Source organism: Janthinobacterium sp. J1-1 (genome assembly GCF_030944405.1).
Classification (GTDB): domain Bacteria; phylum Pseudomonadota; class Gammaproteobacteria; order Burkholderiales; family Burkholderiaceae_D; genus Janthinobacterium.
Map to the genome: position 1 here is coordinate 2,344,404 of NZ_CP132339.1, position 19,484 is coordinate 2,363,887.

Annotated in this window: 15 protein-coding genes and 1 tRNA gene; 11 read left to right on the top strand and 5 right to left on the bottom strand. The window is 63.9% G+C overall.

Going from position 1 to position 19,484, the window contains the following annotated elements; translation table 11 throughout:
• Positions 1 to 120 precede the first annotated feature (120 nt).
• The 3 genes from Q8L25_RS10645 to Q8L25_RS10655 are packed head-to-tail and all read left to right on the top strand — an operon-like array spanning position 121 to position 4,435.
• Positions 121 to 1,317, top strand: a complete 1,197-nt coding sequence (locus Q8L25_RS10645; RefSeq protein ID WP_308924793.1) for an HlyD family secretion protein — start codon at positions 121 to 123, stop codon at positions 1,315 to 1,317.
• 6 nt (positions 1,318 to 1,323) lie between these two features.
• Entirely contained in the window at positions 1,324 to 2,922 is a 1,599-nt protein-coding gene (locus Q8L25_RS10650; protein WP_308924794.1) for a DHA2 family efflux MFS transporter permease subunit, read from the top strand.
• Positions 2,923 to 2,971: 49 nt separating this feature from the next.
• Positions 2,972 to 4,435, top strand: coding sequence for an efflux transporter outer membrane subunit (locus Q8L25_RS10655; protein WP_308924795.1), 1,464 nt, complete (start codon positions 2,972 to 2,974; stop codon positions 4,433 to 4,435).
• Between the two features lie 23 nt (positions 4,436 to 4,458).
• On the opposite strand, the gene Q8L25_RS10660 is transcribed toward Q8L25_RS10655, so the two are convergent.
• Entirely contained in the window at positions 4,459 to 5,364 is a 906-nt protein-coding gene (locus tag Q8L25_RS10660; RefSeq protein ID WP_308924796.1) for a LysR family transcriptional regulator, read from the bottom strand.
• A gap of 108 nt (positions 5,365 to 5,472) precedes the next feature.
• Between Q8L25_RS10660 and Q8L25_RS10665 the strand changes: the two genes are divergently transcribed.
• The 6 genes from Q8L25_RS10665 to Q8L25_RS10690 all read left to right on the top strand — a co-directional run bounded on the left by Q8L25_RS10665 (position 5,473) and on the right by Q8L25_RS10690 (position 12,767).
• A complete protein-coding gene (locus tag Q8L25_RS10665; protein WP_308924797.1) occupies positions 5,473 to 6,072 on the top strand; it encodes a short chain dehydrogenase in 600 nt (199 codons plus the stop codon).
• 133 nt (positions 6,073 to 6,205) lie between these two features.
• A complete protein-coding gene (locus Q8L25_RS10670) occupies positions 6,206 to 7,918 on the top strand; it encodes a methyl-accepting chemotaxis protein (RefSeq protein ID WP_308924798.1) in 1,713 nt (570 codons plus the stop codon).
• 50 nt (positions 7,919 to 7,968) lie between these two features.
• On the top strand, positions 7,969 to 9,696 hold the full coding sequence (locus Q8L25_RS10675; protein WP_308924799.1) for a hypothetical protein: 1,728 nt from the start codon (positions 7,969 to 7,971) through the stop codon (positions 9,694 to 9,696).
• A gap of 158 nt (positions 9,697 to 9,854) precedes the next feature.
• On the top strand, positions 9,855 to 10,511 hold the full coding sequence (locus tag Q8L25_RS10680; RefSeq protein ID WP_308924800.1) for a hypothetical protein: 657 nt from the start codon (positions 9,855 to 9,857) through the stop codon (positions 10,509 to 10,511).
• Positions 10,512 to 10,609: 98 nt separating this feature from the next.
• On the top strand, positions 10,610 to 11,341 hold the full coding sequence (locus tag Q8L25_RS10685) for a BON domain-containing protein (protein ID WP_308924801.1): 732 nt from the start codon (positions 10,610 to 10,612) through the stop codon (positions 11,339 to 11,341).
• Positions 11,342 to 11,468: 127 nt separating this feature from the next.
• Positions 11,469 to 12,767, top strand: a complete 1,299-nt coding sequence (locus tag Q8L25_RS10690) for an MFS transporter (protein WP_308924802.1) — start codon at positions 11,469 to 11,471, stop codon at positions 12,765 to 12,767.
• 30 nt (positions 12,768 to 12,797) lie between these two features.
• On the opposite strand, the gene Q8L25_RS10695 is transcribed toward Q8L25_RS10690, so the two are convergent.
• Positions 12,798 to 14,942 carry a S9 family peptidase gene (locus Q8L25_RS10695; protein ID WP_308924803.1) on the bottom strand — a complete coding sequence of 715 codons (2,145 nt, stop codon included), beginning with the start codon at positions 14,940 to 14,942 and terminating at the stop codon, positions 12,798 to 12,800.
• Positions 14,943 to 15,103: 161 nt separating this feature from the next.
• Here Q8L25_RS10695 and Q8L25_RS10700 point away from each other — a divergent pair, with 161 nt between their 5' ends.
• The gene (locus tag Q8L25_RS10700; RefSeq protein WP_308924804.1) at positions 15,104 to 16,150 is read left to right on the top strand and encodes a lysozyme inhibitor LprI family protein; all 1,047 of its coding nucleotides are present in this window, start codon (positions 15,104 to 15,106) and stop codon (positions 16,148 to 16,150) included.
• A complete protein-coding gene (locus tag Q8L25_RS10705; protein WP_308924805.1) occupies positions 16,147 to 16,653 on the top strand; it encodes a hypothetical protein in 507 nt (168 codons plus the stop codon). The genes Q8L25_RS10700 and Q8L25_RS10705 overlap by 4 nt, the downstream gene beginning before the upstream one ends.
• A 63-nt stretch (positions 16,654 to 16,716) precedes the next feature.
• On the opposite strand, the gene Q8L25_RS10710 is transcribed toward Q8L25_RS10705, so the two are convergent.
• The 3 genes from Q8L25_RS10710 to Q8L25_RS10720 all read right to left on the bottom strand — a co-directional run bounded on the left by Q8L25_RS10710 (position 16,717) and on the right by Q8L25_RS10720 (position 19,457).
• Positions 16,717 to 16,792: transfer RNA gene (locus tag Q8L25_RS10710), tRNA-Lys, on the bottom strand.
• A 64-nt stretch (positions 16,793 to 16,856) separates the two neighbouring features.
• A complete protein-coding gene (locus Q8L25_RS10715; protein ID WP_308924806.1) occupies positions 16,857 to 18,623 on the bottom strand; it encodes a GspE/PulE family protein in 1,767 nt (588 codons plus the stop codon).
• 45 nt (positions 18,624 to 18,668) lie between these two features.
• A complete protein-coding gene (locus Q8L25_RS10720; RefSeq protein WP_308924807.1) occupies positions 18,669 to 19,457 on the bottom strand; it encodes a spermidine synthase in 789 nt (262 codons plus the stop codon).
• Positions 19,458 to 19,484 lie beyond the last annotated feature (27 nt).

Genomic DNA, 19,484 nt, shown 5'->3' on the forward strand with positions numbered 1-19,484 from the left:
AGGGTAAGTAATGACTGACACTGTAGTGCAAATTAAAATGAAATGCAATCGTTTCATTTCTTGACAAGCGGATTTGTTTGTCCAATAATGAACCTATATCATTTCATTTTGGAGCGCAGCATGCCCACCCCGTCCAGTTCCGCCGAGCAAACCGGCGCCGTCCCGCCAGCAGGCCCCGTGGCCGCCCGTATTGCGCCCGCGCCAGCTGCCGCTCCCGCCGCGCCGAATCACCGCGTGAAAATCATTGCCGGCCTGATCGTGCTGGTCGCCCTGGGTGCCGGCGCCCGCATGTGGTACCGCAGCCACTATTTTGTCGAGACGGAAAACGCCTATGTGGCTGGCCACGTGCACCCGGTCTCGGCGCGCATTTCCGGCGTGGTCACCAAGGTCTTTATCGATGACAACCAGATCGTCAAGGAAGGCGACGTGATCGCCGAACTCGACCCGTTCGACCAGCGCGTGAAAACCGAACAGATCGCCGCCCAGATCGCCAGCGCCGAGCAGCAAGTGCTGCAGGCCGACGCGCAGATCGCGCAAGTGCAGGCACAGGCCAGCGCAGCCCAGGCCCAGGTGGCCCAGGCCGACGCCCAGCTGCTGCGCACCAAACAGGACGCCGAGCGTTTCGGCCAGCTGTACACCAGCCAGATGAAAGCCGTGTCGAAAGCGGAACTGGACGCGGCCAATGCGGCCCGTTCCGGCGCCGTGGCCGACCTGGCCGCCCGCAAGGACAGCGCCGTGGCCGCCAAGGCGCAGATCGGTGCGGCGCAAGCGGCGCGCGATGTCGCCAAGGCGCAGGTCGCCGTGCTGCGCGTGCAACTGAAGGACGCCGAGCAGCAGCTGCAATACAACCAGATCCTGGCCCCGGTCGCCGGCCGCATCGGCAAACGCAACGTGGAAACCGGCATGCGCGTGCAGCCCGGCCAGCAACTGACGGCCATCGTGCAGGATAATGTGTGGGTCACCGCCAACTTCAAGGAAACCCAGCTGGCCGACCTGCGCCCCGGCCAGAGCGTGCATGTGTCGGTCGACGCCATGCCGGGCAAGAAACTGGTGGGTACGGTGGACAGCTTTGCGCCAGCCTCGGGCGCGCAGTTCGCCCTGCTGCCGGCCGATAACGCCACCGGCAACTTCACCAAGATCGTGCAGCGCGTGCCGGTCAAGATCGTGTTCCAGCCGCAGGACATCAAGGCCATGAACGGCCGCCTGGTGCCGGGCATGTCGGTGATCGCCGAAGTGGAAATTAACCAGCCAGATGCCCAGCCGGCGCGCCACGCCGCCGCACCGGCCAACGCACCCGCCGCCAACGCCGCCCGCTAAGTTCCCATGAGCAGCCCCACAACCACGCTGGCGAAACCGCCGGCCTTTTCCGTGCCCGACGAGAAAGTCTCGGCGCGCACCTGGCTGGCGGTCGCCGCCGGCATGCTGGGCGCCTTCATGGCGGTGCTCGACATCCAGATCACCAACTCTTCGCTCAAGGATATCCTGGGCTCGCTGTCGGCCACCCAGGAAGAAGGTTCGTGGATTTCCACCGCCTACCTGGTGGCCGAGATCATCGTCATTCCGCTCACCGCGCTGCTGGCACGCGTGTTCAGCCTGCGCGGCTACATGATCGGCACGACCTCGTTCTTCCTGCTGTTCTCCACCCTGTGCGGCACGGCCTGGAACCTGGAAAGCATGATCGTCTTCCGCATGTTGCAGGGCTTTACGGGCGGCGCCCTGATCCCGATGGCGTTCACGCTGGTGATGCTCAAGCTGCCACCGTCGAAGCGCGCCACCGGCATGGCGATTTTCGGCCTGACGGCCACCCTGGCGCCGGCCATGGGCCCGACCCTCGGCGGTTACCTGTCCGAGCTGTATGGCTGGCCGTCGATCTTCTATATCAACTGGGTGCCGGGCGTGCTGCTGATCGTCGGCATGATCTACGGCCTGGACCGCGAACCGAGCAACCTGAAACTGTTCTGGAAGGCCGACTGGCTCGGCATCTTCTTCATGGCGCTGGGCCTCGGCTGCCTGACGATTTTCCTGGAAGAGGGTAACTCGAAGGACTGGTTCGATTCCGGCTTCATCATCACTTTTGCCGCGCTGGCGTTGACAGGCCTGCTGGGCTGGGTGGTCACCAGCGCCACGCGCGCCGAACCGTTCGTCAACCTGGGGCTGTACAGCCAGCGCAATTTCCTGGTCGCCACCCTGCTGTCGGCGGTCACGGGCATGGGCCTGTACGGCTCGGCCTTTCTGCTGCCGCTGTTCCTGGGCCAGATCGCCGGCTATTCGCCGATGCAGATCGGTGAAGTCATCATGTGGGTGGGCCTGCCGCAGCTGTTCATCATGCCCTTCGTCGCCAAGCTGTCGTCCGTGGTCGACAACCGCATCCTGTGCTCGTTCGGCCTCTTGCTGTTTGGCGGCTCCTGCCTGATGAACGCCTATATGGATGCCAGCACCGGCTACGACCAGCTGCTGTGGTCGCAGGTGGTGCGTGCGCTGGGCCAGCCCTTCGTGATGCTGACCCTGTCGAACTTCGCCATGAAGGGCATCGCCCCAAAAGACATGGCGTCGGCCTCCAGCCTGTTCAACATGACGCGCAACCTGGGCGGCTCGATCGGTATCGCGCTGCTGGCCACGGCATTGAGCACCCGCGAGCATTTTCACTCGCAGCGCCTGGGCGAAGCGATCAACGCCTATTCCAGCGCCACGCAATTGCGCATCGACCAGCTGACGTCGTCGTTCATGGCCAAGGGTTTTGATGCGGTCACGGCTGGCAAGCAGGCCCTGCAGGCGATCGACGGCATCGTGCGCCGCGAGGCCTATGTGATGGCCTATAACGACGGCTTCTTCCTGGTCGGCATGATTCTGATCGCCTGCATCGTGCCGCTATGGCTGGCCGACAAACTCAAAGCCCCCGGTGGCGGTGGCGGCGGTCACTGATCGCCTGTTGCGACGACCGCGCCCACTCAAGAACAAGAAGGTACACATCATGAATACAGTTATGACCAAAATCGCCGCCGCTGCCTCGCTGGCCGTGCTGCTTGCCGCCTGCGGCACCGTGGGCCAGGACTTCAAGGCGCCCGCCAACGTGGCCGGCATCGATACGGCCACTTTCCGCCATGGCGGTGGCAGCGCCGATGCAGCCCGGCTGCCGTCCGAGTGGTGGAGCGTGTTCGGCGACGACACCCTGAACCGCCTGGAACAAGCCGCGTTGCGCGACAACCCCAGCGTGAAAGCGGCCGGCGAGCGATTGCTGCAGGCGCTGGCGCAAAGCGGCACGGCGCGCGCCAACCAGGGCCCGAGCGTGAACCTCAGCACCGGCATCTCGAACTCGCGCACCTCGGCCAATACCTCGCAGGGCCTGGCGCTGGGCAACCGCTCCATCAGCGGCAACAATTTCTCGGTCGGCGGCTCGCTGTCGTATGAAATCGATTTGCTGGGGCGTGTGAAACGCATGGTCGAAGCGGCCGACGCCCAGGTGCTCGCTTCCCAGGCCGACCGCGACGGCGTGCTGCAGATGCTGTCGGCGCAAGTGGCCAGCAATTACTGGCAACTGCGCGGCCTGGACGCGGAAATGACCATCCTCAATGGCGCGCTCGACACCCGCCGCGAATCGCTGCAACTGGTCGACGCGCGCTTCAATGCGGGCCTGACCAATGAGCTGGACCTGGCGCGCGCGAAAGTCGAACTGCAGAATGCGCAGGCCGACCTGCACGAGGTCAAACGCCAGCGCAACCAGCTGGAAAACAGCCTGGCCACCCTGACCGGCAAGCCGCCATCGGCGATGCAGCTGCCACTGGCCAGCGACCCGGCCGCCTTGCCGCAGCCGCCGATGATCCCCGTCGGCCTGCCGGCCAGCCTGCTGGCGCACCGTCCGGACCTGGTCTCCAGCGTGGCCGGCCTGCGCGCTTTCAATGCGCAGGTGGGCGTGGCCGAAGGCGCGTTCTATCCGTCGCTGCAACTGACGGGCAACTTCGGCTTTGCCTCGGAAAAGCTGCGCGACCTGGCGCAGGGCGGTTCGCGCCAGTTCAGCGTGGGGCCGCTGGCCCTGTCGCTGCCGATCTTCGACGGTGGCCGCAACCAGGCCAACCTCGATCTGTCGAAGGCGCGCTACAACGAAGCGCTGGCCAACCATGAAACGAAGCTGCTGACAGCGCTGCGCGAAGTGGAAGACGCCTTGTCGGACGTCGAGCAGCGCCAGTTGCAGGGCGACGCCCAGGCCCTGTCGCAGCAGGCGGCGGCGCGCGCCTATCTGGTGGCGCGCACGCGCTACGAGCGCGGCGTGTCGAACTACCTCGACGTCACCGACGCCCAGCGCAGCTCGCTGGCCGCCGACCGCGCCGCCGTGCAGATCAAGACCCAGCGCCTGCTGGCGACCGTGGCCGTGGCCCGCTCGCTGGGCGCCGGCTGGCAAGCGCAGGGCGACCTGGCCAAGGTCGCCGCGGCGCAGTAAGTTCCTCGCGCAGTTATCCTCGATTACGTGAGCGTGGCCGGCGGCGGTGCCGCCGCCGGCCCGTAGCGTTGCAGGATGAATTCAATCAAGGTCGTCAGCTTCGGCGTCGGCTGGCGGTCGCGCGCATACAGCAAATGCATCGGGCGCGCCGGCGGCACGTGGTCTGTCAGGATCGGCAGCAGCCGTCCGGCCGCGATATCGCCGGCCATCAGAATCTCCGCCTGCATCACGATGCCGAAACCGTGCAGGGCCGCCACGCGCAGCGCCTGGCCGTTGTTCGAGCGAAAGCGGCTTTCCTCCCTGGCGCCTTCTTTTCCATTCAGGCGCCAGCGCAGATGGCGCGCCCACTGCATGAAGTCCAGGCATTCATGCCGCGCCAGTTCGTCGGGCGTGTGCGGCACGCCGTGTTTTTCCAGGTAGGCAGGCGCCGCGCAGATCACCATCGCATAGGGCTGCAAGGGGCGCGCCACCATGCCTGAATCATCGAGCTTGCCAATGCGAATCGCCGCATCGAAGCCTTCTTCCACCAGGTCCACCAGCCGGTCGTTCAGGTTCAGCTCCAGGCTGACCTCGGGATAGGCATCCAGGTAGTCCGCCATCAGCGGCGCCAGGCATTCGCTGCCAAAGGACACTGGCGCGGTGATCTTCAGCTTGCCGCGCGGCGTGGCGCGCATGGCTTCGGCCCCCGTTTCGGCGGCTTGCACCTGCGCCAAAATCTGCCGGCATTGCGCCAGGTATTGCGCGCCGATTTCCGTCAGGTGCTGGCGCCGCGTGGTGCGCGCCAGCAGCCGTGCGCCCAGCCGCTCTTCCAGGTACTTGATATGCTTGCCCACCATCACGGGCGAAATGCGGAAGGTGTCGGCCGCCGCGCTCAGGCTGCCCGCATCGACGACGGCGACAAATACTTCCATGCTGCGCAGTTTATCCATTTGTTTGATTGCAAACCCTGAGTTCATGATCTTGTCAATGCTAGCGTATTTATCGTCGGGCGAGGGCGGCGCATACTGGCTGCATTCCAACCAGACCAGGACTCCATCATGAACATCGTCATTATCGGCGCCAGCGGCACCATCGGCTCGGCCGTCACCAATGAACTGGCGCAGCGCCACGAGATCATCGAAGTGGGCAGCCGCAGCGGCGCACACCAGGCCGACATGGGCGATATCGCCCAGGTACGCGCGCTGTTTGCGCGCATCGGCAAGGTCGACGCAGTGGTGGTGACGGCCGGCAAGCTGCACTTCGGTCCGCTGGCCGAGTTTACGCCCGAACAGTTTCAAGTGGGTCTGGGCAGCAAGCTGATGGGGCAGGTCAATGTGGCGCTGGTGGCGCAGCAATATTTGAACGACGGCGGCTCGATCACGCTCACCAGCGGCATCGTGGCCGAGCAGCCCATCCGCAACGGCGCTGCCGCCAGCATGACCAATGCCGCTGTGGAAGGCTTCGTGCGCGGCGCGGCCATCGAACTGGCGCGCGGCATCCGCATCAACGTGGTCAGCCCGACCGTGCTGGAGGAATCGCTGGACGCTTACGGTCCGTTTTTCCCGGGCTTCGAGCCGGCTGCCGCCAGCCGCGTGGCGTTGGCTTACCGGCGCAGCGTGGAAGGCGCGCAGACGGGACAGGTCTACCGCGTCTGGTAGCGTTGTCGGGGTAAAGCGGCGGCTTTTGACCGGCCTCAGGCAGGCTGCTCCCATTCATGATAAATTAACTTTTATTTCCAAATGTCAACATCATGGTGATGATGAGTTTGGACACTTTCATGGATGAATGGATATGCAAAGCACCAAAATCAGCACACGGCTTTATACGGGATTCGGCCTGGTCCTGCTGCTGCTGATCATCGTTACCGCACTCGGCATCAACCGGGTGCAAAAGATCGACGCCATCCTCACCAATATCAGCGATGTCAACAACGTCAAGCAGCGCCATGCGATCAATTTCCGCGGCAGCGTGCATGACCGCGCAATCGCCTTGCGCGACGTGGTGCTGGCGGCCGATGCCGCCGCCGCCAAGCAGGAAGTGGCGCGCATCGAATCGCTGGCCGCCAATTACGCCCAGGCCGCCACGCCGCTGGAGCAGATCATCGGCAGCGGCAAGGGCGTCACCGAAGCGGAGCGCACGGCCCTGGCCGGCATCAAGGCCAGCGAAGCCAAGGCCCAGCCGATTATCGCCAAGGTGATTCAATTGCGCCTGGCCGACGACGTGCCTGGCGCCACCGCCTTGCTGCAGCAGCAGGGGGCGGCCGCTTTTACTGGCTGGCTCGCTTCCGTCAACCAGCTGATCGACCTGGAAGAAAAGATGAGCCGTGAACAGGCCGACAGCGCCACCAGCGTCGCGCGCAGCTTCTTCTTCTTCATGGTGCTGCTGTGCCTGGGCGCGATCGCCATCGGCACGGTCGCGGCCTGGCGCATCAGCCATGGCTTGCTGCGCCAGCTCGGTGGCGAGCCTGAATACGCGGCCGCCATCGCCGGTGAAATCGCCGCCGGCAACCTGGCGGTGAATATCGCCACCCAGCCGAATGACCGCGCCAGCCTGCTGTACGCCATGCGCGGCATGCGCGACAGCCTGGTGGCCATCGTCAGCCAGGTGCGCGCCGGCACGCAGACCATCGCCACCAATTCGCGCGAGATCGCGGCCGGCAACCTGGACCTGTCGAACCGCACCGAGCAGCAAGCCGGTTCGATCGAGGAAACCGCCACCTCGATGGAGCAACTGACGGGCACCGTCAAGCAGAACGCCGAGCACGCGATCGAAGCGAACCAGCTGGCCATGTCGGCATCAAGCGTGGCCGTCAAGGGCGGCGCCGTGGTGGCGCAGGTGGTGCAGACCATGGCCGCCATCAACGAGTCGTCGAAAAAGATCGTCGACATTATCGGCGTGATCGACGGCATCGCCTTCCAGACCAATATCCTGGCGCTGAACGCGGCGGTGGAAGCGGCGCGCGCGGGCGAGCAGGGCCGCGGCTTTGCCGTCGTCGCCACCGAAGTGCGCAGCCTGGCCCAGCGTTCCAGCCAGGCCGCCAAGGAAATCAAGTCGCTGATCGACGACTCCGTCGAGCGGGTCGACACGGGCGCGCGCCTGGTCGATGAAGCGGGCGCCACCATGCAGGACATCGTCGACAGCGTCAAGCGCGTGACCGACATCATGGGCGAGATCAGCGTGGCCACGCGCGAACAGTCGTCGGGCATCGAGCAGGTGAACCAGGCGATCGGCCTGATGGACCAGGTGGTGCAGCAGAATGCGGCGCTGGTGGAAGAATCGGCCTCGGCCGCCGCCTCGCTGGAAGAGCAGGCGGGCAGCCTGTCGCAAGTGGTCAGCATCTTCAAGCTCGATGACTCGCAAGTGCAGGTGCAGGCACAGGCGCCGGTGCGTGCGCGTCCGGCCGTCGTGGCTGCTGCCAGGCCCGTCGTCAAGGCAGCGTCCAGGCCCGCACCGAAAAAGCTGGCTCCCAAGGCGCCGGCCGATGAGGCCTGGGAAGAGTTTTAAGCGCCGCTCGCATACAATACGGACCTCACAATAGTCTTGCCGAGGTCCCCATGAAACATATCCTGTTCCCGCTGCTGATGGCCGTTGCCGTCGGCAGCGCCTGCGCCGCTCCCACCAATACCCCCGCCACCGTCACGCAACTGTCCGCCATGAGCGCGCGCTACGCGCCGGTCGAGCTGACGGCCGATATTACGCACCTGTCGGCCGGCGACCGCCAGGCCATCGCCAAGCTGGTCGACGCGGCCAGGCTGGTCGACGTGCTGCAACTGCGCCAGCGCTGGTCCGGCAATGAAGCGCTGTGGGCGGCGCTGAAGAAAGACAAATCCGCCCTGGGCCAGGCCCGCCTGAATTATTTCTGGATCAACAAGGGACCCTGGTCGGTGCTCGACGGCCATGCCTCGTTCATGCCGCCATCCTACGCGGGCATCGCGATTCCCGCGCACAAACCCGAAGCGGGCAATTTCTATCCGCAGGGCGCGACCAAGGCCTCGCTGGAAAGCTGGATGAACGGCTTGTCGCCTGAAGATAAACAGCAGGCGCAGTGGTTCTTCACGACGATTCGTGCAGGCAAGGATGGCAAGTACGCCACCGTCAAGTATGCGGACGAATACAAGGTCGAGCTGACTCAGCTGGCCAAGCTGCTGGACGAAGCGGCGGCCGCCACCGACAACGCCTCGTTGAAAAAATTCCTCACCTTGCGCGCCAGGGCCTTCCTCGACAACGACTACCTGCCGTCCGACTTCGCCTGGATGGACCTCGATTCGCCGGTCGACATCACCATCGGCCCGTATGAGACGTATAACGATGAATTGTTCGGCTACAAGGCCGCCTTCGAAGCGTATGTGAATATTCGCGACCAGGCCGAAACGCAGAAGCTGAATTTTTTTGCCCAGCACATGCAGGAGCTGGAAGACAACCTGCCGCTCGATGCGCAATACCGCAATCCGAAGGTGGGCGCGCTGGCGCCGATGGTGGTGGTGAACCAGGTGTATGGCGCCGGCGACGGCAATATGGCGGTGCAGACGGCCGCCTACAACCTGCCGAATGACGAGCGCATCATCAGCGCGCGCGGCTCCAAGCGCGTGATGCTGAAAAACGTGCAGGAAGCCAAGTTCAAGGCCACCTTGACGCCGATCTCGAAGCTGGTGCTGACGCCCGAGGCGCAGCAGGACGTCGACTTCAATTCCTTCTTCACGCATATCCTCGCGCATGAAATCATGCATGGCCTGGGACCGCATGCAACCCAAGTCGACGGCAAGGCCTCCACGCCGCGCCAGGACCTGAAGGAAACCTATTCCACCATCGAGGAAGCCAAGGCCGATATCACCGGCCTGTTTGCGCTGCGCTACATGATGGACAAGGGACAGTTGAACGATACGCTGGGGCAGGGCGAACTGGCCGAGCGCAAGCTGTACAACACTTTCCTGGCCTCGGGTTTCCGCACCCTGCATTTCGGCCTGACCGATTCGCATGCGCGCGGCATGGCGATCCAGATGAACTACATCCTCGACAAGGGCGGTTTTGTGTCCCTGGGCGACGGCAGGTTCGGCGTGGATTTCGGCAAGATCAAGCAGGCCGTGATCGACCTGGACCGTGAATTTTTGACCATCGAAGCCACCGGCGACTATGCGCGCGCAAAAGCCCTGATGACCAAATACGTGGTGATCCGCCCGGAAGTGCAGCTCGCGTTGGACAAGATGAAAACCGTGCCCAACGATATCCGCCCGGCATTCGTGACGGCGCGTGCGCTCGACCAGGCCGCCAAAGCCACAAAATAAACAGTTGAAGCGGTAACTGTAGTCATTATCCGAAGCCGGCCGAAACGCCGGCTTTTTTTGCGGTTTTTTTTCAGGAAAGTTGACACTTTTTCCTTGTGGAAATATTTTTCCGACTTACTCTGCAGATTCACCTCCCGCCCTTGATGACTGTGCCGTCCATGCTGAAACTGTTGCCGCTGTTGAGTCTGCTCTTCCTGTCTGCCCCCGCGTTTGCCGCATCCGCCTTGAGTCCGCTGGAAACGCGCTGGCTGAAAGCGGCCGCGCCCGTGGTCAGCTATGCGCGCGAGCAAGGCTTGCCGCTCGATATCGTGGTCCAGCCGCAGGACACGCCCGACAGCGTGCCGCTGGCGCTCGGTTTCGAAGGCGGGCGCTGCAAGCTGGTGCTGTCGATGCGCGGCAATGCCCAGGCCGAAGCGGTGCTGCGGGAGGTGGCAGCCGAGCGCCAGAGCCTCATGATCGAAACGATGGCGGCGCACGAGATCGGCCACTGCCAGCGCTATGCGCAAGGCGACTGGCACGCCTTGCCGCGCGGTTTTGTCGAGCGCGGCAGTGTACGCGGCGATGTGCGGGAGCAGCGCGAGACGCGCCGCGAGGAGGGGTATGCGGACCTGGTGGCGCTGGCCTGGGTGCATGCGCGCCACCGTGGCGATTACCAGGAAGTGCTGGCCTGGATGCGTTCGGTGCGCCAGGCGGGCGGTTCGCACGACACCCAGGCCTGGCTGGCGCTGGCGGCTGGCAGCGCCGTGTTTGACACTGCGCAGACACCGTTCGAACAGGCCGATCTGCTGTGGCGCCAAGGGCTGAACGGTCGTTAGTTGCTCATCGGGAAGACCGAACTGGGTGCGTTGTCGCACAGAGGTTTGCACGCGACAGGGGTTTAATCGGTGCATCAACCAAACCGAGAGGTCCCATCATGAACAAAATGCTCTCCTTCGTGCTGGCCGCCAGCGCCAGTGCCCTGCTGGCCGCCGCACCCGCGTATGCACAAGATACCTCCTATAAATCGCTGACCGACCAGGCGGCCGCCAACTACAAGCAGGCCAAGGCCGCCTGCGATGCCCAGTCCGGCAATGCAAAAAAAGTATGCGTGGAAGAAGCCAAGGTGGCTCGCGCCAAGGCGGAATCGGACGCCGTGGCCCAGCACCGCAACACCCCGCGCGAACTGGGCAAGGCCCGCAAGGACGTGGCCAATGCCGAATATGACCTGGCCAAGGCCCAGTGCGGCGACCGCTCGGGCGCCGATAAAACCAGCTGCATGACCGACGCCAAGGCCAAACAGAAGGCCGCCCTGGCCGACGCCAACACGGGCGCGGCGGCCGGCACCAACGTGGCGCAAAATTCCGCCCCGGCCAGCCGTGAAAACTGCGATAACCTGGACGCCGGCGACAAGACCGCCTGCATGGCCCGCAACGCGGCCGGCAGCACCAAGAACGTGGTGGCCGACACGGTGATCACCACCAAGATCAAGGCGGACCTGGTCAAGGATGACGACCTGAAAGCGATGGACGTGCATGTGGAAACCGTCAACGGCGTCGTCATGCTGAGCGGCTTCGTGCCGTCGCAGGCGCAAGTGCAAAAGGCCGCCGACCTGGCGCGCAGCGTGGAAGGCGTGACGGATGTGAAGAATAGCCTGAAAGTGAAATAAGCAGCGACATGCCGGGGGCGGACGGGACCAGCTCGTTCGACCCCATTTTTTTGATTGTATAAATTATGATCATCATATATCATGAAATCCACCCGCCATCCGGCGCCCTGAATTTCATGAGGTTCACATGCTTTCCCTTCCAGTATCGCAATGGCTGGCGCGGCGCGGCATCCACTTTGCGTGGGTCATCGTCGCCATCACTTTCCTCACCGCCTTGACCTCGTCCGCCGCGCTGGGCCTGCCCGGCGCGCTGCTGCAGCCTTTGAGCCGCGAGTTCGGCTGGGACGTGGAGCAGATATCGTCGGCGCTGGCCGTGCGCTTCGTGCTGTTCGGCCTGATGGGGCCGTTTGCCGCCATCCTGATGGAGCGCTTTGGCTTGCGCAATATCATCTGCGTGGCGCTGGGCCTGATCGCTGCCGGCATGCTGCTGGCCACGCGCATGACGCAGTTCTGGCACCTGGTGGCGCTGTGGGGCATCTTGCTGGGCCTGGGCTCCGGCATGACGGCGCTGGTGCTGAGCGCCGTGGTGGCCAACCGCTGGTTCGATACGCACCGCGGCCTGGTGGTGGGCGTGCTGACGGCCAGTTCGGCCACCGGGCAACTGCTGTTCCTGCCCGTCGGCGCCTGGCTGATCGAACACGTGGGCTGGCGCATGGCGGTGATCCCCGTGTTTGCCAGCTGCGCGGTGGTGGCCGTGCTGGCGTTTTTCTGCATGCGCAACCGGCCGCAGGATGTGGGCCTGCGCGCGTATGGCGCCGACCCGGCTGCTCCTTTGAACGTTGCGCCCGCCGCCAAAATGACCTTTGCCACGCCTTTCCTGATCCTGCGCAGCGTGGCCGGCCACCGCACCTTCTGGATACTGTTTGCCACCTTCTTTATCTGCGGCCTCAGCACCAACGGCCTGATCCAGACCCATTTCATTTCGCTGTGCGGCGACTCGGGCCTGTCGGCCGTGCCGGCCGCGTCCGTGCTGGCCATGATGGGCGCGTTCGACCTGTTCGGCACGATCTTGTCGGGCTGGCTGTCGGACCGCTATGACAACCGCAAACTGCTGTTCTGGTATTACGGCTTGCGCGGCCTGTCGCTGTTCTGGCTGCCGTATTCGGAATTCACCCTGTACGGCCTGTCGCTGTTCGCCATGTTCTATGGCCTGGACTGGATCGCCACCGTGCCGCCGACCGTCAAGCTGGTGGGCGCCACTTTCGGCAAGGAAAGGGCCGGCATGGTGTTCGGCTGGATCTTCGCCGGCCACCAGCTGGGCGCCGCCGTGGCCGCCTATGGCGCTGGCCGCATCCGCACCCTGATGCTGACCTACAATCCTGCCCTGTTCGCGGCCGGTGCCGCCTGCCTGGTGGCGGCGCTGATGGTGCTGGCGATCGCGCGCCAGCGCACTGCCGTGGACATGAAAAAAGCCAGTCCTGCATAAGCGACTGGCTTGCGATGAAACAGATGGATATCAGTTGAGGTACTTGGCCAGCCAGCCTTCCACTTCGCTATAGAAGAAGCGGCTGTTTTCGCCTTTCATGATCCAGTGATTTTCGTCCGGGAACACCAGCAGCTTGGCCGGCACGTTCAGGCGCTGTTGCACGGCAAAGTTCATCAGGGCATTATTGGCCGGCACGCGGTAGTCGAGTTCGCCCACGGTGATCAGGATAGGCGTCTTGAAGCCCGTGCCTTTGTCGTGATTGCCGGCTTGCATGATCGGACTTTGATCGCGCCACACGGGCAGGTCGGACCAGACCGGGCCGCCCGCGTTGACTTCACGCCCGAAGCCGCCGTCGCTGGTGCCCCACTGCATAATCAAGTCCATTTCGCCCGCGTGCGAGACGATGGCCTTGTAGCGCGTGGTGGTGGCCTGCAGCCAGTTGGCCAGGTGGCCGCCATAGCTGGCGCCGCCGGCCGCCAGCCTGGTGCTGTCGATAAACGGATATTTCTTGATCGCTTCATCGACGCCCTGGTTCAGCTCGTCGGCCGGTCCTTTCAATGGGTCGAACTGTATCGAACGGGCAAACTCCTCGCCGTAGCCGGTGGAACCCTTGTAGTCGGTCAGCAGCACGATATAGCCGGGCTTGGCCAGCAAGTGATAGTTCCAGCGCAGCACGAACTGGTCGCGCCACATGCTGGCCGCGCCGCCGTGGATCACCGTAAACAGCGGGTATTTCTTGGCCGGATCGAAATTGGCGGGCTTGACGATCATATTGTGGATCTGGCGGCCGTCGGCCGTCTTGAACCAGAAATGTTCGGGCGCCTGCCAGTCGATCTTGCCGGCTTTTTCGGTATTGAAGGCGGTCAGCCGTTTTGGCTGCTTGCCGTTGAAGGCATAGATTTCCGGCGGATTGATGCTGGACTCCCACACGCCGACCAGGGCCTTGCCGCCGCTGCTCAGCGAACTGATGCTGCCGGTCGCCAGGGACGGCTCTTCGCGCACTTCGCCGCCTTTGACATCCATCGAATACAGCTTTTCCAGGCCCGCGTGTTCATAGCTGAAGATGACGCGCTTGCCGCCGTCCGGCAGCACGAAACGCGAGATCGAACGGTCCAGCTTGTCCGTCAAAATGGTGGGGGTAGGCGTGACCAGCGGCCAGGCAAAGCTGGCCAGGCGTTTCACGTCATACACCTTGCCCGGCGTTTCCGCATCGCTCAGGGTAAACAGGGTCTTGCCGTCGCTGGAGAATTTCAGGGCACCATAGCTGCGCTGGTCCTGCGTCAGCTTCTGTGGCTCGCCGCCGGCCACCGGCACCAGGTACAGCTGGGAATAGGTGGCGGCGCGCTGGGCCGCATCGCGGTTGGTGGCGGCGTTGAACACGACACCCTTGCCGTCCGGCGTCCAGATGGCGTCCAGCGACTGGCCTTCGTCACCCTGGCCACCGCCAAAGCCGGGCAGGGCCACCAGTTGCGTACCGGACAGGATATCGCGCGGGGTGGTGGCCGCCTCGGTATCGATCACGAACAGGCGCACCTGCTTGTCGGTCAGCCATTTGTCGAAATAGCGCGGCGCCGTGGTTTCATACGAGCGGGCGCTGTACTTGCGTTCCTTGCGTTCCTTCGCGCTCTGTTTGACCTCGGCTTCGGTCTTGTTTCCCGGATAGATATCGCTGATAAACAGCAACTGCTTGCCGTCCGGACTCCATTTCGGCATGCGTGCGCCCATGGTCAAGCTCGTCAGGCGCTGCGCTTCGCCGCCGGCCACCACGTCGAGGCGGTAGATCTGGCCGGCCTCGTCGCCATCGCGGCGCGCCACAAACACGAGCTGGCGGCTGTCCGGCGACCAGGCCACGGCGCTTTCGCCGCCCCTGGAAAAGGTCAGGCGGCGCGGTTCGCTGTCGTCGGTCAGCGACTTGATCCACAGATCCGACCATTGTTCCTTGCTGTCGTAGGCGGCATCGACCACGGCAAACACGGCCCACTTGCCGTCAGGGCTGGCGACCGGCGCGCCGACCCGTTTCATCAGCCACACGTCTTCATGCGTGATGGCGTGCCTGGCAGGCTGTGTATCGGCGGCGGGCGTGGCTGCCGTGGGGGCGGCGGCATGGGCAAGTGAGGTGCACGCCGCCGCGATCAGCAGCGAGGCGAGGGAACGGCGAAGACGGGGTGATGTCATGAGCGGGATCCTGGATTGAATATAGACGACGAGCAACATTATTGCCCATCACTTTGCCGTATGCCAAGCCGATGGACCGTTACTTACCACGGCTGGGGTGCGCGACCATGGCAGGCGATGGGCTAAACTTGTCGCTTTACTGATGCTTGCATTGCCAGCCCATGAAAATTTATCTTTCCTTATTGAAAACGGTCCTGTTTGCTTCCGGCGCGCTGCTGGCCAGCCAGTCCGGCGCCGCGGATGCCGTACCGTATCCGAATACCAGCGCCATGGGCGTTGGCCAGGCGGAAACCACGGCCTGGCATGCCGCCTGCATGAAAGTGGCCAAGGCCGCGCCGCCGCCGGCGGACCTGCCCGCGCCCAGCGCCGTGTCATCCTTGCAGCAATGCAAGGCCAGCGACCTGTATTACGATACCAAGAGTATGGCCGCGCCCAAGCCGGATGACTGGCGCCAGGTGCGCCATTGCGCCGTGGCCACCAATAACAGCGAAGTGCTGATGATGTTGTACCAGAACGGGCAGGGCGTGACGAAGGCGCCTCCGCTGGCCATGAAATATGCGTGCAGCATTGCCGCCGCGCCGGCCGAAATGGCGGGGCGGGTCGAGCACCTGCAAAAACTGGCCGCCAGTGGCCAGGGCAATATCGACCTGTGCGACGACATTACCAGCGGCTACATGATGGGCGTGTGCAGCGCCATCGACGCGCGCCAGAAAAACCGCGTGCGCGGCCAGGCCAGTGGAAAAGCCTCCCAGGCATGGCCTGCCGCAGCGCAGGCGTCGTTCAAGAAACTGGAAGCGGCGACGGCCAACTTTGCCGACGCCCGCGCCGGCAAGGAAACCGACCTGAGCGGCACGGCGCGCGCCGCCATGAGCATCGCCGCGCGCACGGCCGAGCTGGAATTGCTGGCGCAGGACGTGAAACAATATGAGGCCGGCAAATTGCCGGCGGCCATGACCCAAGCTCAGGCCCAAGCGCTCGACAAGCAATTGAATGTGATCTACGGCAAGCTGATGAAGCAGCCCAAGCCAGACTATGCGGGCGCCGTCGAGAAAGATGGCATCCGCGACACCCAGCGCCTGTGGCTCAAGTATCGCGACGCCTGGATGGCGTTTGGCGCCGTACATTATCCGTCCGTCACCAGCCACACCTGGGCCGCCATGCTGACGGCGCGCCGCAATGCGCAGCTGGAAGCGTTGCTGGAGCCATGATGCGCGAGGCTTATTTTCACGAAGACGACGAAGGCCAGGTCCAGCTGCTGCCGCTCGACAACCTGCAACACTGCCAGGCGCAGATGGGCGAGCAGCAGGCCTTTGCCGACGCCCATCAGAGCGGCGCCGGCTGGAGCGAGATGTATGTGCGCGACGCTCCCCCGTCGAAGCTCGTCGCGCTGGGCATCACGGGCCAGCAGTTGCGGCAGGCAGTGATGGACGTGCTGCCGCCCTACGACGCCGTCTTTACCGGCTACGGCAGCTATCGCGTGGAATGCAGGAAGGTGCTGGCGTTTGGCGGTGACCATACCGAAACCCTGTTTGCCGGTCTCGACGAGCACGGCATCGTGGTGGACTTGTGGTGCAGCGACGGCATGCCGGAACTGCTGCGCTTGCCGCTGCAGGAACAATTGCTGCTGGCCGACTGGAATGCGGGCCTGGCGTGTCCGTTGTCGGACCGCGAACTGTTTGTGCGCTATTTGCAGGAATACGAGCTGGGCTGAAAGCGGTGCCGGAAATGCAAAAAGCCTATCTCGGAAGATAGGCTTTTTGGTACTGCGCATTCGTGGTAGGCCGTGCGGGATTCGAACCTGCGACCAACGGATTAAAAGTCCGCTGCTCTACCAGCTGAGCTAACGACCCGAAAGAGGCCGCATTATATATGGGTTTTGAAAGAATGCAAAACCTTTTTGCGGCACGGTCGAACTCAATGCAGGGCCGCCGTGATCTTCAGCACTTCCTCGATGGTGGTCAACCCGGCGATGATCTGCTGCGCGCCGGCCAGGCGCAGCGGGGTCATGCCGTCCAGTAAGCTCTGGCGCCGCAGGGCATGCAGGTCGGCGCCTTCGCGGATCAGCTGGCCAAAGCGCTCCGTGACGCTCAACAGTTCATAGATGCCGGTGCGGCCCCGGTAGCCGCCTTGGCGGCAACTTGAGCAGCCCACCGGGCGATAGCAGTTTTCGGGGCATGCCAGCTGGCCGCCGGCCAGGCTGTTCCATTGCGCAGTACCGGGTGCTGGCGCCTGCTGCTTGCACTCGGCACACAGGCAGCGCAGCAGGCGCTGGGCCAGCACGCCGATCAGGCTCGCCTCCAGCAGGTAGCTTGGCACGCCCAGCTCCAGCAAGCGCGTCACGGCCGAGGGCGCGTCGTTGGTGTGCAGGGTCGACAGCACCAGGTGCCCAGTCAGCGCCGCCTGGATCGCCATCTCGGCCGTGGCCAGGTCGCGGATTTCGCCGACCATGATGATGTCCGGGTCTTGCCGCAGCAGCGCGCGCACGCCGTCGGCAAACGACAGTTCGGGTTGCACCTGAACCTGGTTGAATGCGGGCTCGACCATTTCGATCGGGTCTTCCACCGTGCACACATTGACTTCGCTGCGTGCCAGCGCTTTCAGGGTGCTATATAACGTGCTGGTCTTGCCCGAACCGGTCGGACCCGTCACCAGCACGATGCCGTGGGTGCGCGCCGTCAGGTCGCGCCAGCGCTGTGCGTCGGCCGGTGGAAAACCCAGCTGGTCCAGGCTTTTCATCACCACCTCGGGGTCGAAAATGCGCATCACCAGTTTTTCGCCAAACGCGGTTGGCAAGGTCGACAGGCGCAGTTCGATTTCCTGGCCCTCGGCGTTGCGCGTCTTGATGCGGCCATCCTGGGGCCGGCGCTTTTCCACCACGTCCATGCGGCCCAGCAATTTGATGCGCGCCGTCATGGCCAGCATCACCACCGGCGGTACCTGGTAAGCCTGGTGCAGCAGGCCGTCGATGCGCAGGCGCACCAGGCCCACATCGCGTTTCGGTTCCAGATGAATGTCCGAGGCGCGCTGGGCAAACGCGTATTGCCACAGCCAGTCGACAATGCGCACCACGTGCTGGTCGTTGGCGTCCAGGCTGCTCTTGCCACGGCCCAGCTCCACCAGCTGTTCGAAGTTATGGCGCAGCGACAGATCCTGCGACGACGATTGCCGCGCCACCTTGACCGAGCCTGCCAGGCTGAAGAACTGCGCGATGTAATCGGCGATCAGGACAGGATTGGCGATCACCAGGCTCAGTTTGCGCGGCGCCAGCCGGCCCAGTTCCGCCTGCCAACCCAGCGCGTACGGTTGCGCGGTGGCGATAACGATGCGTTCAGCACTGCTTTCCACCGGCAGGATATTGAAGCGTGCCGCATAGCTGGCCGTCATCACGTCGGCTACCTGGCTGAAGTCGATGGTCAGGGGATCGATGCGCAGATAGGGCAGCCTGGCGCGGCCCGCCAGCCAGGCGCACAAGGTATCGAGGGTGAGCGGCGCATGCGGCGCCAGCGCCGAGCGCAGCTGGCAGTCGGCCAGCGCGCACAGCGGGTGGATGGCCTTGCTGTGCTGCAAGTGGCTTTGCGCGCGGCTACGAATCTCGGCGATATCGGGCGCAGCCAGATGGCCATCGGCCAGCAGCCAGGAAATGATTTCCTGCAGATCGAGCGGAGCGGAAACGATGGACATGGCCAGCGCCTTTCATGGCCGCCGGCAAAGTACGCGCAGGACGGCTTACAGCGTGCTCTGGATGCCCTTGAGCCAGGTCTTGGCGGGCAGCTTGGTGTCGGCAACGATCTGTTTGGCGCGTTCGAGCAGGGAGGCTTGCGCATCGGCATCGAGCGCTACCCTGGTCTTGAAGGCGATCGCCACCACGTTCCCATCATGGACTTCAGGCAGGCAGATCACCTGTTCGAACGCAAATTTCATCGCCTTGATGTTCTTGGCGTAGCTGGGATGGTCGCCGAACAGATTGACCGTCATGATGCCCTGCGGCGTCAGGCAGGCGCAGCAGGCGCTGTAGAATTCCGCGCTGTCGAGCACGGGGCCGCGCGCGGTGGCGTCGTACAGATCGACCTGCAAGGCGTCCAGGGTGCCATGGTGGGCCTCGTCGTTGACGTAGTCGAGCGCATCCATTTCGCGCACATGCAGGCGTTCGTCGTTCGGCGGCAGCTTGAACATGGACTCGCAGATGGTGATCACGGACGGATTGAGCTCAATCGCGTCGACTTGCGTTTGCGGAAACTGGCGGTAGCAGAACTTGGTCAACGCCGCCGTGCCCAGGCCCAGCTGGGCCACGCGTTGCGGCTGCGCGATCCACAGCATCCACGCCATCATCTGCTGCGCGTATTCCAGCTCCGGCCAGTCCGGCTTGCGGATGCGCATCGCGCCCTGCACCCATTCCGTACCAAAATGCAGATAGCGCACGCCATCCATTTCAGACAGGGTGACGGGCGCGTAGCGCGGCTTGCGCGCGGGACGCGAGGATTCGACTTGTTCGATGGATTTTCGTTTGATAAGCATAAGGCGGGCCTGGAAGTGTGCCGCATT